This is a genomic window from Labrys monachus (genome assembly GCF_030814655.1).
Lineage (GTDB): Bacteria > Pseudomonadota > Alphaproteobacteria > Rhizobiales > Labraceae > Labrys > Labrys monacha.
In genome coordinates this window covers 6,130,620-6,147,130 of the sequence record NZ_JAUSVK010000001.1, presented here as the reverse complement: position 1 = coordinate 6,147,130, position 16,511 = coordinate 6,130,620, and the positions used below count along the sequence as shown (strand labels likewise).

The 16,511-nt window shown below is 65.9% G+C and carries 14 protein-coding genes; 3 read left to right on the top strand and 11 right to left on the bottom strand.

Features of this window, described 5'->3' with window-relative positions; translation table 11 throughout:
* The first annotated feature begins 20 nt into the window (after positions 1-20).
* Positions 21-713, top strand: coding sequence for a hypothetical protein (locus J3R73_RS28065; RefSeq protein ID WP_307435134.1), 693 nt, complete (start codon positions 21-23; stop codon positions 711-713).
* Positions 714-755: 42 nt separating this feature from the next.
* Here J3R73_RS28065 and J3R73_RS28060 read toward each other — a convergent pair whose 3' ends face one another.
* On the bottom strand, positions 756-1,811 hold the full coding sequence (locus J3R73_RS28060; RefSeq protein ID WP_307435133.1) for a hypothetical protein: 1,056 nt from the start codon (positions 1,809-1,811) through the stop codon (positions 756-758).
* Here J3R73_RS28060 and J3R73_RS28055 point away from each other — a divergent pair.
* Positions 1,783-2,565, top strand: coding sequence for a hypothetical protein (locus J3R73_RS28055; RefSeq protein WP_307435132.1), 783 nt, complete (start codon positions 1,783-1,785; stop codon positions 2,563-2,565). The genes J3R73_RS28060 and J3R73_RS28055 overlap by 29 nt on opposite strands.
* Positions 2,566-2,655: 90 nt before the next feature.
* On the opposite strand, the gene olsB is transcribed toward J3R73_RS28055, so the two are convergent.
* The 7 genes from olsB to J3R73_RS28020 form a co-directional block, all read right to left on the bottom strand.
* The gene (olsB, locus tag J3R73_RS28050; protein WP_370880028.1) at positions 2,656-3,627 is read right to left on the bottom strand and encodes a l-ornithine N(alpha)-acyltransferase; all 972 of its coding nucleotides are present in this window, start codon (positions 3,625-3,627) and stop codon (positions 2,656-2,658) included.
* Between the two features lie 171 nt (positions 3,628-3,798).
* Positions 3,799-4,242 (bottom strand): SRPBCC family protein, encoded by a 444-nt coding sequence (locus tag J3R73_RS28045; RefSeq protein ID WP_307435131.1) that lies wholly within the window; start codon positions 4,240-4,242, stop codon positions 3,799-3,801.
* Positions 4,243-4,285: 43 nt separating this feature from the next.
* Positions 4,286-4,651 carry a hypothetical protein gene (locus tag J3R73_RS28040; RefSeq protein WP_307435129.1) on the bottom strand — a complete coding sequence of 122 codons (366 nt, stop codon included), beginning with the start codon at positions 4,649-4,651 and terminating at the stop codon, positions 4,286-4,288.
* 717 nt (positions 4,652-5,368) lie between these two features.
* A complete protein-coding gene (locus J3R73_RS28035; protein ID WP_307435127.1) occupies positions 5,369-6,370 on the bottom strand; it encodes a nucleotidyltransferase domain-containing protein in 1,002 nt (333 codons plus the stop codon).
* Positions 6,367-7,014: a 3'-5' exonuclease gene (locus J3R73_RS28030; protein ID WP_307435125.1), complete on the bottom strand. Its 648-nt coding sequence runs from the start codon at positions 7,012-7,014 to the stop codon at positions 6,367-6,369. The genes J3R73_RS28035 and J3R73_RS28030 overlap by 4 nt, the downstream gene beginning before the upstream one ends.
* Before the next feature lie 209 nt (positions 7,015-7,223).
* Complete coding sequence (locus tag J3R73_RS28025) at positions 7,224-8,768, bottom strand: YifB family Mg chelatase-like AAA ATPase (protein WP_307435124.1); 1,545 nt, start codon at positions 8,766-8,768, stop codon at positions 7,224-7,226.
* 333 nt (positions 8,769-9,101) lie between these two features.
* Positions 9,102-10,259, bottom strand: coding sequence for a citrate synthase (locus J3R73_RS28020; RefSeq protein ID WP_307435123.1), 1,158 nt, complete (start codon positions 10,257-10,259; stop codon positions 9,102-9,104).
* 98 nt (positions 10,260-10,357) lie between these two features.
* On the opposite strand from J3R73_RS28020, the gene J3R73_RS28015 reads away from it, so the two are divergent.
* Positions 10,358-11,449: a citrate synthase/methylcitrate synthase gene (locus tag J3R73_RS28015; protein ID WP_307435121.1), complete on the top strand. Its 1,092-nt coding sequence runs from the start codon at positions 10,358-10,360 to the stop codon at positions 11,447-11,449.
* A gap of 6 nt (positions 11,450-11,455) precedes the next feature.
* Here J3R73_RS28015 and J3R73_RS28010 read toward each other — a convergent pair whose 3' ends face one another.
* From J3R73_RS28010 to polA, 3 genes are all read right to left on the bottom strand, one after another.
* Positions 11,456-12,253, bottom strand: coding sequence for a restriction endonuclease (locus J3R73_RS28010; RefSeq protein ID WP_307435101.1), 798 nt, complete (start codon positions 12,251-12,253; stop codon positions 11,456-11,458).
* 294 nt (positions 12,254-12,547) lie between these two features.
* Positions 12,548-13,324, bottom strand: coding sequence for a DUF2076 domain-containing protein (locus J3R73_RS28005; RefSeq protein ID WP_307435095.1), 777 nt, complete (start codon positions 13,322-13,324; stop codon positions 12,548-12,550).
* A gap of 150 nt (positions 13,325-13,474) precedes the next feature.
* Positions 13,475-16,477, bottom strand: a complete 3,003-nt coding sequence (gene polA, locus J3R73_RS28000) for a DNA polymerase I (RefSeq protein WP_307435094.1) — start codon at positions 16,475-16,477, stop codon at positions 13,475-13,477.
* Between the last annotated feature and the right edge of the window lie 34 nt (positions 16,478-16,511).

Below are 16,511 nucleotides of genomic sequence, written 5' to 3'. Positions count from 1 at the left end.
ACGAAGAGGAACGGAGATCCATGGGTATCATCGGCAGGAAAACGGTCATGGGCGCCGTCCTGGTCGGTCTCGGCGCAGCAGCCTGCGTGCTGCCATGGGCGGCGGCCCGAGCCCAGGATACGCCCTCCTCGCCCGCCGCCCCCGCCTCGCCGGCCGACAACAAGGCCAAGCCGCTTCGGAAGGCGAAGCCGAAAGCGCCCAAAAAGGCCGTGCCCAGGGACAAGGCCGCCCAGCCCGTGGTCGCGCCGCCGCCGGTCGTCCTGCCGGACCCGCCGACGCCCGTCGTTCAGGTGCGCCAGATCGGCCTGACGCAATGCGCCGGCGTCGTCGACCAGATGGCGCACCAGATCCTGACCAGCAACTACAACATCCAGTCCGGCTGGAACCGCGCAGCGCCCACGGAGCACGTGTTCCAGAGCGTCGCCATCCTCAACAATCCCCAGAACACGCCGCCGGACGGCATGGCCGCGCTGGTCGCCACGCCGACGCCGAACGGCGCCTGCGACGGCGTCGCCCTCCAGGTGTTTCCGCTCGCCGGGGATTGCGATACCGCACAGAAGCTGATCCAGGCCGAGGGCAGCGTCGCCACGCCCATCCTCAACGCCCGCATCCTGTTCGACCGCAATGGAAGGCGCCTGTTCCTGGTGCCGGGCTTCGCGAAGACCTGCATCGCCATCGCCGTCGACTCGACCTTCGGCGTGCCGGGGAAATAGGCTTTTCCCGGCATCTCGCCTGTTTGGCCGGCTCCTTGGCGCCTACTTTGCCGGCTCCTTGGCCGCTTTGCCGTGCGTGGGCTTGGCCGGAGCCGGCTTGGCGACCGGCGCCGCGGCGGCCGGCGGAGCCGCAGCGGGCGCGCCGGCGGCATTGCCGAGATTCACCGACAGCCCGAACAGCTGCCAGGACGTGCCGACCGCCTGGAACAGGAATTCGAAACGCAGCTGGTCGCTGCCCGCCGGAAAATATCCGGCATAGTGCAGCAGGCCATCGGCGTTGATCTCCGGCTGCTGCGTCACGACCGGCTCGAGCACGGCGGCATTCGAGAGGTCGAGCCCGGCCTGCCGCTCGCTGGCGAAGATCTCGGCGAGGCGCGCCGCCGTATTGACCTTCTGGAAGTCGGGCGAGCCGAGATCGCGCAGCACGGTGTAATTGCCGGTCTTGTTGGCCTGGTCGAGGGCGATCAGGGTCGAGCGGGTGAATTTCAGCAGCACGCCCGGGTCGACCTTGACCGGGCCCGGCGCGGGGCGGCCGGCGGGTACTTGCGCTGCCGGCGCCTGCGCGGCGGGAACGTCGGCCGCGTTCTGCGCCGCCGCGGGCAGCGCGCTCACGCAGGCCAGCCCGCAGGCGACCACGGCGCGGGCCAGGGCTGCCGCCGGGCGGAAGGCGTGGGATGACATTGCATTCGCGTGATCTGCCTTCATGTCCATTTTGCCCGAAAGGATGCCGTGGCCGGTGATTTTTGTGGAATTTGGCCGGATGTTCGCGACATAACATATTTCGGAAGCCGGGCAAGGCGACGCCGCCGCCGTCCGGCCGTATAAGCGGCCGAAGCGGCGGGAAACCTTGGCGGAAAAGCCGAAAAAGACGGCATCGGCGGTGAAAATGGCCGCTCGGGAGCAAAGGAGCGCCATTCCATCGCATTGCCGCCAAATGCGGAAATGAGAATTCCAGTTCGCGACGTTCCCATTTCCCCAGCGATCCGCCATCGACGGGCGCGCGCGGCATGCCGCGCCGATGCCGACGATGCCTTCCAGCCACAGCCCGCCTGAACCGATTGGGACTCTCATGCTGCCCTTGTCCGCGTTGCGCTCCATGAAGGTGATGTTCGCGACGCCCTGCTACATCTCCGCCGTCTCCATGAACTATGTGGTGAGCACCTTCAGCCTGGCGCTCGATTCCAGGCATGTCGGGCTCGACTGCGTCCTCCACATGCACAGCGAGAGCCTCATCACCCGCGGCCGCAACAAGATCGTGATGAAGTTCCTGGAGGACCCGTCCTTCACCCATCTGTTCTGGATCGATTCCGACATCGCCTTCGACACCGCCGCCGCCTTCCGCCTGCTGCTGGCGGACCGGGACGTCGCGGCCGGCATCTATCCGATCAAGTCGCTGAACTGGCCGGCCGGCGGCATTCCGCAGGGCATGACGCAGCGCGATTTCGAGATCAATTATGCGTCCTATCCGCTGAATTCACTCGACCAGAACAAGAGCCCGATCGGCCAGCATGTCGACGAGCACGGCTTCATCGAAGTGTCGGAGGCCCCGACCGGCTTCATGGTGATCAAGCGCGACGTCTTCACGCGGATGATGCAGCATTACCCGCAGCTCAATTACGTGCCGGACGGGCCGCCCGGCCATCCCCAGGCCCATCTGCACTGGCTGTTCTTCGACTGCATGGTCGATCCCGACAGCGGCCGCTATCTGTCGGAGGACTATGCCTTCTGCCGCCGCTGGCGTGACATGGGCGGCAAGGTCTGGGCCGATTCGACCTCCAAGCTGATGCATCTCGGCCAGCATAATTTCGCCGGCAACCTCGCCGAAAGCCTGCAGGCGCAGGGCCGCTGGTGAGCGGGAGCGCGGACTTCCCGTCCGCTCTTCCTTCCTCAACGTGCGGCGCATCCCGGATGCGGACAGGATGTCCGCGCTCCCGGGAAGGCGTCAGGCCGCGTGGCGCTCGGCCCCGGGGCCGAAATGGCCGACATAGCGTTCGCTGATCTTCTCGACCGGCAGGATGACCAGGACGTCGGTGGTGCCGAACTGGTGGTCGACCACCGCGCCGTCGCCGAAGCAGGCGCCCAGGCGCAGATAGCCCTTGATCAGCGGCGGCAGGCCGTGCAGCGCCGCCTTCGCGTCGATGCCCTCCTTGCCGATGCGGTTCATGGAGACATAGCGCTCCGGCACCGCCTTGACGCTCCATTCGCCGGCGGCGGTGGCGTGGTGGTGCAGGAAGGCGAGCGGCAAAGCGAGGCGGCTCGGATCGGTGCCCTCCAGGCTGGCGCAGCCGAGCATGACGTCGATGCGGTGATGCAGGACATAGGTCCAGATGCCGTGCCAGAGCAGCTCCACCGTGCGCTTGTTGCGATAGGGCGCCAGCACGCAGGAGCGGCCGAGCTCGAGGAAGCGGCGGCCGGGATGGGCCGATATCAGTGGCTCGATGGCGAATTCGCTTGCCGAATAGAAGCCGCCATGGCGTTCGGCGATTTCCTGGCGCAGGAGCCGGTAGGTGCCGACGACGCGGGGCGCCGGCTTGCCGAAGGATTTGGGCGGCGCATCGTGGTCGATGACCAGGAGGTGGTCGCACAGCGTGTCATATTCGTCGCGGTCGCGCTTGGAGAACAGCGAGAGCGCGTTCGGCACCGCCGCCATCTCCTCGTAGAACACCTGGTAGCGCAGCTTCTGCGCCTTCTTGACGTCCTTGGCAGTCCGGGCGAGGCGGACCTCGAGGGACCCGATGCGGCCGAGCGTCATCGGCAACCCGCTATTCTCGGCACGGCGCAGCCGCAGCGCCGGCTTCAGCCGACGCGGCGCCAGCGGCACGATGTTGCCCTGGAACCGCTCGCCCCACCCGCGCGGATCCATCATCGCGAGAAAGCCCTTCGGCGTCGTGTATTTCGGCATTGCCTTCGGCATCTGGAGCCCCTGCCCGTACGTTCCCCATGACCCGCCTGTTGATCACACGATGCAGAAACATTTGTGACAACAATAAGCGAGGCGGAAGCTTATTGTACAGGGCGGGCGCCTTCGGGGCGGTAGAGAAGGGCGGCGCTCCCGCACCGCCGCTCTTCCGTCGTCCCCGTTCCCCTACTGATGGATCTCGGGCTCGACCAGCTTGGCGAGGTTGCGCAGCGATTCCTGCCAGCCGAGATAGCAGGCCTCGGGCGGGATGAGGTCGGGCACGCCGGCCTGCTCGATATTGATTTCGGTGCCGACCGATACTTTCTTCAACGCCACCGTCACCTGCATTTCGCCGGGCAGATTGGGGTCGTCGAACCTGTCCGTGTAGCGCACGCGCTCGCCCGGAACGAGTTCGACATATTCGCCGCCGAAGGCGTGGCTGTGGCCGGTGGTGAAGTTGCGGAAGGACATCCGGAAGGTGCCGCCGACTTTCGCTTCCAGATGATCGACGGTGCAGGTGAAGCCGTTGGGCGGGAGCCATTTGGCGAGGGCATCCGCCTCGATGAAGGCGCGGTAGATCTTCTGCGGGCTGGCCGGCAGGACGCGGTGAAGACGTATCGTGTTGAGCATGCTCGTTTATCCTCTCGGGACGGGAAGGGATGTTCGCGGCCGGTCAGGCGCCGGGTATCGGCAGGACCGGCATGATCTCGACGGACTCGCCGGGGAAGATCGCGAAATGCGGATGGTTTTCGAACAAGGCGGCGGCGGCCTCATGCGACTCCGCCCGCACCAGCGTGAAGGCGGCCATCGCATTGCCGACGTCCTCGACGCCGCGTTCGGAGACCTTCTTCGTCCTGCCGAGCGGGCCGCCCATGGCGACGATCGCCGCCTGGTGCTTGTCGACCCAGGCTTTCCAGGCGGCCATGCCCTCCTGTTCCCGGGCACGCCTTTCGGCGTCGGGAAGCGCCAGCCACGCCGTCATGCGCGGGCTGGTCCTGCTGCCGAGAAAGACGGCGAGGTAGGTGTCGTTCGTGCTCATCGGTTTCCTCTCCTTTGTGGCCTGCGGGCTGATCCACATCACAATGACGAACGAGGCCATGCCGCGCCGACAAGGGGGCGCCGGATTTCTCGACGGCGTCGGCAAAATTGGGTGGGTGCCTGTCAGGACCGAGCCCGAAGTTTCGCCAACCGTAGAGAAGGCCTCACATCAAAGAACCGATTCGCCGTCGGCATATGCAAGAACATCGGCCGATCTAACCAAGAGTTCGAAAGACAGAACTGTGGTCTCCAGGGCCTTGCCCGCGATATCGCCTGCTTCGCCAAAATCCTTAGTCATATCGGGCACAATTCAGGAGGACTGAGGGAATGAAACATAGGCCGCCAGCTCGGTGGTCTAGAGAGTTCGAGTTAATAATACAATACCACGGTGCCGTATTAAACGGCAGGAATGCGACGAATATTAGACGGCGCACAAAAGATCATTTTAACGCCCTATTAATTCTTCCAATTGATAAATGAGTTCTTTAGATAACAGTCACGACGAAGCCATAAACTTCATTTCTCAGCGGACCTGCTCACCTCAGAAAGCAGTTATTATAAAAAAAATTAATCCTATAAACCATAGGTAATTCTAAGTATTTCGTTACAAATTTAACGTACTTTTGCTTCGAATTGTCAAGATCTGTTATTGCCAAATTGGCATAGAAGATCTTATAATACCGACGGTACCGTCTCCTCTGTCACCGCATCCGCATTCTTAAACAGTAAGAAGTCTAAAAAATCTATTTCCTCTTCCTATTTTGGAGAGAGCCTCAAACATTAAATCTCCGAACCTATACGACTCTTTCATATATCTTTTGCTTTGTTCGGGGTTCATGAATTTCTCTTTAAGGGTGTCTTCGTCGAAGTCGGTATCCCCTAGAAATTTATTATATTGGTTTATTAAAGATCTAACTTCACCGCTAGCCTCGCTTAGATCCCGCTGTACAAGCAGCCACTCCAAGCGCTCCGACGGCGTTAGACGAGTCATCTCCGAGGCGTCCTTTGGAGAAACAGTGTTTTCCCTCTTATATATAGCAAGAAGATATAAGAGGGCCGAATAACATGTAAGCATTCTGCTGTGCTTGAGCTTGTAATTCTTTATTTTTCCTTTAATTTTCTTCTCGTCGGGTTTTCGTTCTGTTCTAGCCTCGTAATTGACGCAAAAGGTGCGCCAGAGTCGCAGTATATCGTTTGCTAAAAAGGCTGGCATAAACTCGCCCTTATGATCTTCATAGTCGCGCCAATATGCCGCAATCACTTCGTCAATAACGTAATTATAAGTCTCCTCGCCGAGTAGGGGGCGACTCTCCAAAAATAGAAGAAGTCGGCCGGTTAGAGTGTTATTTGCGTCATCTTCCGGCATTCCTAAGGTATTTATCAGTTCACCCGAAGAATAATGTACAAGGTATTTTCCGTCTCCGTCAAAATCAGGTATTATAAGTTTTCTTGTAGATTCTATTAGATCGGCCTTTATGCAAATCTCGTCCAGCCTACTAAGCTGACTTAACCTCACGGAGTTCGCTCCAGAATCGTCCTTATTTCTACCTACGATGAAGAGATCTAGATCACTATTCTGATTCGCTTCGAGGCGGCCGAATGAACCAGTAGCATAGACGCATGCTTTCCCATCCAGCAACGTCCGGGCAGAGTTCAGCTCTGATTGAAGCGCAATCGTGCGCTCCCTAGTATAGGCGCGTCGGCTTTCTAGCTGATTCATCTTTCCTCCCATTGGAACACGTTAGCAAATATCTCCGCCTGCTCAATTGCATCATCTAAAGCATGGTGAGTATGACGTGAAGCTGGAATCAGATGATTCGGAAGACGTGAACGACCAGCCTGAGAGATTGGGAGTTTACTTTTAACCGCAACTGCGGTTTTAATGTCAAAACAGCGAGAATAGCCAAAGGGCGATCCGTTGGGACAAAATCGAACAAAATACCAATATAGCCAAGACCAATCAAAGCTTAACGGATATGCAACTAAGACTGGATTTGCGTGTCCAGCAACTTTTGTTATCCATTTAAACGCCTCTGTCATAGCGGTTTCGGGATTTTCACCATTTTTAACAAGTAAATCGCGATCTAAACCATTAACCTGCAATGCATCAGCCTCGAAATTATTGGAGATTGGCTTCAGCTCTCGATAAATATTCTTATGGTAATCCTGAGGCCGAGAAAATGCTTTCCCATCAAAGGAGCCGGCATAAACAAGGGCGAACGACAAAATTGAGAAAGGGCCGGGAATAGGACCATCAGTTTCAACGTCCGCGGAAAAATATGCGTCCACCCTGCTCTCCAAGATGTTGCCCGATTGCTCAGCTTCAATCTGATTAGGAAGTGGGTTTGAGCTCACAAAATTCATTTTATCCCTTGTCCAACGATGCAGGTATGTCTAGTTGGAGGAGCATCGATCAGCAAGCGGGCTGACGGATTTCCTCGTCACTGACGTGCGGTTTTGAGAGGGAGCGCGTGCTGAATAATCCGCTGTGGCTCTGTGCTGCCTAGGCGCAAATTATTCAAAACAAGCTCAACCGCCCTCCTGTACCCCGGTTCCTTGTTATCTTCAGTACCTTACGCTGATTGAATTACCGTCGCGCGGTCGGTCCGCGCCCGGTAACTCAATGCCTCCGCCACATGGATGCGGCCGACGGCGTCCTCGCCGTCGAGGTCGGCCAGGGTGCGGGCGACGCGCAGGACGCGGTGGAAGCCGCGGGCGGAGAGGCGCATGGCGTCGGCGGCGTCGCGCAGGAGCTTGGTCGCCACCGCGTCGGGCCTGGCGACCTGCTCGACGACGCTGACCGGCACGCCGGCATTGGTCGAGGCCTCGGCGAGGCCGAGCGCCTGGTAGCGCGCCGACGCCCGGGCGCGCGCGGCGGCGACGCGGGCCGCCACCTCGGCGGAGCCTTCGGCCGGCGGCGGCAGGATCAGGTCGGCGGCGGAGACGGCGGGCACCTCGATGACGATGTCGATGCGGTCGAGCAGCGGCCCCGAGATCCGCGCCTGATAGTCGGCGGCGCAGCGTTCCACCGGGCCGCGCCGGCAGGAGAAGCCGGGATCGTTGGCCTTGCCGCAACGGCACGGGTTCATCGCCGCGACGAGCTGCACCCGCGCCGGATAGGAGACGCGCGCATTGGCCCGCGCGATCACGGCCTCGCCGGTCTCCAGCGGCTGGCGCAGGGCGTCGAGCGTCTGCGGCGCGAATTCCGGCATCTCATCGAGGAAGAGCACGCCGTGATGCGACAGCGAGACCTCGCCGGGCCGGGCATGCGCGCCGCCGCCGATCAGCGCCGCCATCGAGGCCGAATGATGCGGGGCGCGGAACGGGCGGCGATTGGTCAGCTCGCCGCCGGCCAGGTGGCCCGCCACCGAATGGATCATCGAGACTTCGAGCAGCTCGCGCGGGGCGAGCGGCGGCAGGATCGAGGGCAGCCGCGCCGCCAGCATCGACTTGCCGGAGCCGGCCGGCCCGATCATCAGGAGGTTGTGCGATCCGGCCGCCGCCACTTCGAGGGCGCGCTTGGCGGTCTCCTGGCCCTTGATGTCGTTGAGATCAGGCAGGTTGGTCGGCGCGGCGGCGATGCGCGGCTGCGGCCGCGAGAGCAGCTGCGTGCCCTTGAAATGATTGGCGAGCTGGATCAGCGAGCGCGGCGCCAGGATCTCCATGTCCGCCGCGGCCCAGGCCGCTTCCGGCCCCGACGCGGCCGGGCAGATCAGGCCGAGGCCCTTGGCATTGGCGGCGACGGCGGCGGGAAGCACGCCGGCCACCGGCGTGATGGTGCCGTCGAGCGCCAGCTCGCCCAGCACGCAATAGCCCTCCAGCGCGTCGTGCGGGATGGCGCCGATGGCCGCCATCACGCCGAGGGCGATTGGCAGGTCGAAATGGCTGCCTTCCTTGGGCAGGTCGGCCGGCGCCAGGTTGACGGTGATGCGCTTGGCCGGCAGCGCCAGGCCGGAGGCGACCAGGGCCGAGCGCACGCGCTCGCGCGCTTCCGACACCGCCTTGTCGGGCAGGCCGACGATCATGAAGACGACGGAGCCGGCCATGATCTGCACCTGCACGTCGACCTGCCGCGCCTCGACCCCTTCGAACGCCACCGTCGAGACACGCGAAACCATGGGAGCCCCCGCCACAAGCCGGACTGGACGATAGCGGGCGGCGGGGAGCGCGCCAAGAGGGGATGAGAACAAATCGTGATTTCAACGGAAATCCCGTCCGCTCTTCTGCTCCGCTGCCGCAACGGGTGCAGGCTCGCCTCATCCGGCCACCGGTGTGGTTCAAGAGCGGGCGGGACGCTCACGGTCCCAGGGGATGCGCGCTCCCGGGAGCGCGGACGTCTCGTCCGCCCTTCCTTTCCGCCGCAGCACCGGCTGCAGGCTCGCCTCTCCTGCAGCCGCAGTGGTTCAAGAGCGGGCGGGACGCCCGCGGTCCCGGGGGATGTGCGCTTCCCGTCATCCCGCCGGCGGCGGCCCGTCATACTGGGCGCGCGGGCGGATCAGCGTGCCCTTCGTCGTCTGTTCGAGGATATGGGCGGTCCAGCCGACCGAACGGGCGACGGCGAAGAGGGTGAGGGGGGCGCTCGCCGGCAGGCCGTGGGCGTCGCACAGGGCGGCCACGGCGAAATCGATATTGGGCTGCTCGCCGGTCAGCGCCTCGACGGCCTCGCGGATCTCGGTGAACACCGCATCGGGCTGGAACCGGGCGAACAGCGCGGCGGCTCGGGGGTCGCCGTCGGGATAGAGGCGGTGGCCGAAGGCCGGCAGGGGCCGGCCCTGGGCGAGCCAGTCGCGCACCGCCCGCACCGCGCCGTTGCGGCGGGCCGCGTCCACCAAGGCGCGCGTGCCCATGGCCGCGCCGCCATGCAGCGGCCCGGCGAGCGTCGCCAGCCCCGCCAGGAGGCTGGCCGAGACCGGGGCGCCCGTCGAGGCGGTGACACGGGCGGCGAAGGTCGAGGCGTTGAGTTCGTGGTCGGCGAGCAGCACGAGAGCGCGGCGGACGAGGTCCTCCACCGCGGGCGCCTCCCAGGCGGCGGCGACGCGCCGGTGCAGCGGCCCGCCGGTCTGCGCCGCCGCGCCGAGCATGGCGCCCGCCATCTCGGCGACGAGACCGGCCGCCTCGCGGCAGAGCACGGCGCCCGAGCGGCCCTGCGCGGGCGGATCGTTTCCCGCGCGGCGGGCGAGGGCGAGCAGGCCGGCCTCCAGCGGATTGGCGGGGGCGGGCGCGGGCGGCGGCGCTTCGTGCGGCGCCCGCCCGAAATGCACGCCGCCGGCATCCCACAGCAGGGTGGCGATCTCTTCCAGCGTGGCGGTCTCGGCGAGGCGGGCGGCGTCCTGCCCGCGATACCACAGCCTGCCCTGCGCCACGGTGGAGAGGCCGGAGACGAGCACCGGCTCGCCCCAGAAGATGGTTTCCGCCGCGACGGCGGCGGCGCTGCGTCGCCCGGCATGGCGGCCGGCGAGACGGCGCACGTCATCGCCATTGTAGAGGCTGCGCCGCGTGTCCATGGGATCGGGCTTCGCCCGGATCTTGCCGCGGCTGACATTGGCGTAGAGCGTCTGCGGCTGGACCTTCAGCGCCGCCAGCGCCTGTTCCGAGGTTAGCCAGGACATCGCATCTCACATTGACGATTTCAATCAAGATTGACGTCAACCCTAATGCGTCCGAATCCTCCTCGCAAATGGATTTGCGAATGAAGGGAGAGTGTCTCATGAACAACGGACTGGATGATGTCGTCGCGACGGAGACGGTGATGTCCGATGTCGACGGGCTGGCGGGCCGGCTGACCATACGCGGCCATTCGCTCGACGATCTCGCCGCGTCCAGCCGCTACGAGGACCTTGTCGGCCTGCTGCTCGACGGCTTCGTCGCCGGGCTGGCGCAAAGCGAGGAGCTCGCCGCCGATCTCGGCGAGGCGCGGACCCGGGTGTTCGAGCAGCTGGTGCCGGCCTGCGCCGGCCTCGGTCCTCTGTCGGTGACCGAGGCCCTGCGCGCCGCGCTGGCGCAACTCGCCGACGGCGAGGATGCGGCGACGGCGCTGCGGCTCGTCGCCGCGCCGGCCGTGCTGGTGCCGGCGATCGTCCGCCTGCGCCGGGGCCAGGCGCCGATCGCGCCCGATGCCGGCGCCGGGCACGCCGCCGACATGCTGCGCATGCTGCGCGGCGCCGATGCGCGGCCGGCCGAGGCGGCAGCGCTCGACATCTATCTCGTCACCGTCAGCGACCACGGCCTCAACGCCTCGACCTTCGCCGCCCGTGTCGTCGCCTCGACCCATGCCGGCCTGACCTCCTCGGTGCTCGCCGCCCTCAGCGCCCTCAAGGGGCCGCTCCATGGCGGCGCGCCCGGCCCGGTGCTCGACATGCTCGACGCCATTGCCGCCACGGGCGACGCCGAGGCCTGGCTGGAAGCAGCCCTCGATCGCGGCGAGCGGCTGATGGGCTTCGGCCACCGCGTCTACCGCGTGCGCGATCCGCGCGCCGAGGCGCTCAAGCGTTCGGTGCAGCGCCTCTTCGCCTCGGGCGGCGAGGGCACCGGGCGGCTCGCCCTCGCCGAGGGCGTGGAAGCGGCGGCGACGCGCATCCTGGCGCGGCGCAAGCCGGACAGGCCGCTGCAGATCAATGTCGAGTTCTACACCGCGCTGCTGCTGGAGGCGCTCGGCTTCCCGCGCGAGAGCTTCACCGGCGTGTTCGCCGCCGGGCGCGTCGCCGGCTGGATCGGCCATGCCCGCGAGCAGGCGCTCTATGGCCGCCTGATCCGCCCGCAATCGCGCTATGTCGGTCCGCTTCCGGACAGGGCGGCGTGACGGGGCTCATCCCTGTTGTCTGGCCAGCGTCGCATGCAGCTCCGGCAGTTCGCTGTGATGGAGCAGCAGCACGCCGAGCTTGCGGGCGAGCTGCTCGGCGGCGGCGGTGAAGTCGCGGTTGGAGACGACGGCGGCGTGGTCGGCATCGCTGTAGCCGGCGGCGGCATGGGCCTCCTGCACCGCCTTGTTGCCGACCGGATTGCCGAAATAGAGCTTGCACTGGATGGCGATGGAGACGTCGTCCCGCCGTGCCAGGATGTCGATGCCCTGGTCGCCGGACATGCCCGTCACCTCGGCGTCCCATCCCGCCTGGCGTAGCAGGTCGGCGCACAGATGCTCATAGTCCTGCGGGCTAATGTCCTCGATCGCCTCCGGCATCGCCACGCCGTCCTCGGCGGCGATCCAGCCCTTCACCACCCGCGTCGCGAAGGCGTCGAAGCGCTCGCAGGACCGCTCGTCGAGATCGAGCCCCGTCGCGGCGCGGAATCGCCCCAGTTCCTCGTGCCATTTGCCGAACTCCTCCGCGCCATAGGCGTTGGTGCGGACCAACTGGCGGCAGCGCTTGACCAGCGCCGGGCGATGCGCCCGCAGCAGGCGCAGCCAATGGCGCCGGCGGGCGCCGAAGGGCAGTACGCCGAGCCGGTAGAGCAGGGCGCCGAGCAGCAGGCCCGCGAGCGAAAGCGAGGCGGAGAGGGCGGTGAGATGGTGGAGGCCCGCCAGATTCATCGCGACGACGAACAGGATCGCGAATTTGGTCAGGCCGGTCCAGCTCGCCGCACGAAAGAGACCGAACGCCCGGAACATGGCGCGTTTCTAGCGCGAAAAGATTGCCAAGAGGTGAGAGGCGCCGGCGGGAGGCTAGAGGCGCCGGACCTGGCGCCCGCTCGGCGGCTATACTCGATCATGCGGATCTGTGTATAGCCCGAGATGCGCTGACGGCGGCTGCAGGGCGCGGCCCGAAATGGCGCGCCGACATGGCCAAGAGCCTCCGGCACCTGGGCGAAGACCCGGCGGTATTGGGCCTTTCCGGCGATTAGGCCGCCAGGCCGCCTTCCCGGGTTTGAAGGGGAAGGCGGCGCGTGTCAGGCGAGACGGCGATCAGACCCAGTCGTCGTCGTTCGACCCGCCGTCGTCATTGTCGTAGTCGGTATCGTCGCCATAGTCGTCGTCCGGCGAATCATAGGCGGCGTCGCGGACATTGTCGTCGCGCGAATCGGCCCGGTTGTCGCGATCGTCGTTGCGATCGTCCCGCGGCGCCTCGTTGATGATCGTCTCGTTGACGGTTTCCGGCGCCTGGCGGCCCCAGGGCCCTTCGAGGCCACCGCCGCCGCCGAGCAGGCCGCTCGCATTGGCGCCTCCGCCGAGCAGGCCGCCCCCACCGCCGAACATCGAGCGCACCCCTTCGAACAGCAGCGCGCCGCCGGCGACGCCGGCCGCCGTCTGCAGGGCGCCCCGCATGAAGCCGCCGCCCTGCGGCGCGGAGGCCGCCGGCGGCTCCGGTGCCTGGTACGGGCCGGGCTGGTAGGCGCCGGGCTGGTAGGGCTGGCCCTGAGGCGGGGGAGGCGGCGCGTCGCGGCGCTGTCCGAAGCCGGACAGGGCGGAGCCGGCGCGCTCCAGGAAGGACGGGGCGGGCTGCTGCTGGCGCTGCTCGGCGGCCTGCTGGGCAGCCGCTTCCGCGGCCCTGAGCTTGTCATGGGCTTCGCGCAGGGCGTGATCCTGCACCAGCACGGTCTGCACCAGCGCATAGGCGGCGCCGGGCGAGCGGGCCATCTCGGCCTCGATCGCGCGTTCGGCTTCCGCATCGCGTCCGCCTGGCGTGGCGCTGCGCAGCCGGTTGAACAGGTCTTCGATGAGGGATTTCTCGTCCGGGGTCATCGCTTCTCTCCATCGCGGTTTTTCCGCCTCGGGCGGATCGGCCGCTGCGCTCCCATGTGGGAGCGGTCTCGGGATGGGACAAGAAGCGGCCGGAAATGCGGCGGATTACTTCGGCTTAATCTCCGGGCCTCGCCGCCCTGCGCGGCAGCCTCAATGCGCCTCCTCCCAATTGTCGGCGGCGCGGGCGTCGACCTTGAGCGGCACCTTCAGCGACAGAGCGGGCAAGGCGGCGCCCTCCATCACCGCGGTGACCACCGGCAGCGTCGCCTCGACCTCGCCCTCGGGCGCCTCGAAGACGAGCTCGTCATGCACCTGCAGCAGCATGCGGGCCGAGAGCGAGGCCTTCGCCAGCGCCGCGTCCATGCGCACCATGGCGCGGCGGATGATGTCGGCGGCCGAGCCCTGGATCGGCGCGTTGATCGCCTGGCGCTCGACGAAGGCGCGCTCGGAGGGATTGCGCGATTCGATCGCCGGGAAATGGCATTTGCGGCCGAAGACGGTGGTGACGTAGCCCTGGTTCCGGCATTCGGCCTTCATGCGGTCCATATAGTCGCGGATGCCGGGAAAGCGCTCGAAATAGCGGCGGATATAGGCGCCGGCCTCCTCGCGCGAGATCGCGAGCTGGTTGGCGAGGCCGAAGGCCGAGATGCCGTAGATGATGCCGAAATTGATCGCCTTGGCGCGCCGGCGCACCTGCGGGTCCATGCCGTGCACCGGCACGCCGAACATCTCGGACGCCGTCATGGCATGGATGTCGATGCCGTCGGCGAAGGCCTGCTTGAGCTGCGGGATCTCGGCGACATGGGCGAGCACGCGCAATTCGATCTGCGAATAATCGGCCGAGATCAGCTTGGCGCCGGGCGCCGCGATGAAGGCGGTGCGGATCTTGCGCCCCTCCTCGGTGCGCACCGGGATGTTCTGCAGGTTCGGCTCCGAGGAGGACAGGCGCCCCGTCGTCGTCGCCGCCAGCGCGAAGGAGGTGTGCACGCGGCCCGATCTCGGGTTCACATAGGTCGGCAGCGCGTCGGTATAGGTCGATTTCAGCTTGGTGAGCTGGCGCCATTCGACGATGCGCCGCGGCAGTTCGAGCCCCTGCTCGGCGAGATCCTCCAGCACGCTGGCGGACGTCGCCCATTGGCCGGTCGGCGTCTTCCGGCCGCCGGGCAGCTGCATCTTGCCGAACAGGATGTCGCCGAGCTGCTTGGGCGAGCCGACATTGAAGGTCTCGCCGGCCAGTTCGTGGATCGCCGCCTCCAGCCGCGCGGCGCTCTGCGCGAATTCGCCGGACAACCGCGAGAGGATCTGGCGGTCGATCATGATGCCGCGCGCCTCCATCTTGGCGAGCTCGGCGACGAGCGGGCGCTCCAGCGTCTCGTAGACCGTCAGCATGCCCTCGGCGACCAGCCGGGCCTTGAACAGCAGCCAGAGGCGCAGCGTCACGTCGGCGTCCTCCGCCGCATAGGCGGTGGCGCGGTCGATCGGCACCTGGTCGAAGCCGATGAGCGACTTGCCGGAGCCGGCCACCTCCGAGAAGGCGATCGGCTTGTGGCCGAGATGGCGGACGGAGAGCTCGTCCATGCCGTGATTGCCCTTGCCGGCGTCGAGCACGTAGGACATCAGCATGGTGTCGTCATAGGAGGCGATGCGGATCGCCTCGCCCTGCATCACCAGCGCGTCATATTTGAGGTTCTGGCCGATCTTGAGCACCGAGGCGTCCTCGAGCAGCAGCTTCAGGCGCGGCAGCGCTTCCTCGGGCGCGACCTGCCCGGGCATCAGCCCGGCGCCGAAGAGGTCGGCCTTGTCGCGGTGGCGCAGCGGCACGTAGCAGGCCCGCCCCGGTTCCAGCGCCAGCGAAAAGCCGACCATCTCCGCCTGCATCGCGTCGAGCGAGGTGGTCTCGGTATCGAAGGCGACGACGCCGCGCTCGCGTGCCTCGGCGATCCAGCGGTCGAGCGCCTCCAGGCTGGAGACCGTCTCGTAGCGGCCGACATCGACCGGCGTGGCGGCGAGCTTCGCCCTGACCTGGTCGACCAGCGCGGCGGGCGTGCCGGCATGGCCGCCGAGCGGCGGCGCGCCGGACTGGGCCTCGGCCGGCGGGCCGCCCGCGGCCGCGCCGGGGCCTGCCGGCGCCGGCGCGAAATCGCTGGCGGGGACCTTGAGGAATTCGTCGGGTTCGACGGCGGCCGCGTCGATGCCGGTGTCCTCGGCGATGCGCCGCGTCAGGGTGGAGAATTCCATCGCCTTGAGGAAGGCGATCGCCCCCCTGGCGTCGATGCCGGGCGCCACCAGCTCTTCGATCGGCGTCTCCAGCACGACATCGGTGACCAGCTTGACGAGCTCGCGCGAGATGCGGGCGAGGCCGGCATGCTCGATGAGGTTCTCGCGGCGCTTGGCCTGCTTGATCTCGCCGGCGCGGGCGAGCAGGGTTTCGAGGTCGCCATATTCGTTGAGGAGTTGCGCCGCCGTCTTGACGCCGATGCCCGGCACGCCCGGCACGTTGTCGGTGGAATCGCCGGCGAGCGCCTGCACGTCGACGACCTTGTCCGGCGTCACCCCGAACTTCTCAAGGACTTCGGCTTCGCCGATCACCCGCTCGGGCCGCGAGCCCTTGGCCTTCTGATCGCCGGAAGCCGGGTCGAACATCACCACGCCGGGGCGGATCAGCTGCATCAGGTCCTTGTCGGCCGAGACGATGGTGACGTCGGCGCCGCCCTCGACCGCGATCCGGCAATAGGTGGCGATGAGGTCGTCCGCCTCGTAGCGGATCTGCTCCACCGGCCGGAGGCCGAAGGCGCGCACTGCGTCGCGCATCAGCGGGAATTGCGGCACCAGCTCTTCGGGCGGCGGCGGCCGATGCGCCTTGTAAGGCGGGTAGAGCTCCTTGCGGAAGCTCTCCTCGGACTTGTCGAAGATGATGGCGAGATGGGTCGGCTTCTTGCCCATCACCCCCTCGCGGATCATCTTGTAGAGCACGTTGCAGAACAGCCGCACGGCGCCGGTCGGCAGGCGGTCCGAGCGGTAATTGTAGCGGGCGTCCTGGTTCATCGACTGGAAATAGGCACGGAAGATGAAGGAGGAGCCGTCGACCAGGAAGACGTGATCGCCCGGCCCGGGACTATGCGGGGCAGAAGGGGCGGAGGACGCGTCGGTCATTGAAGCCTCATCATGGCGGCCAGCTTCTTTGGAA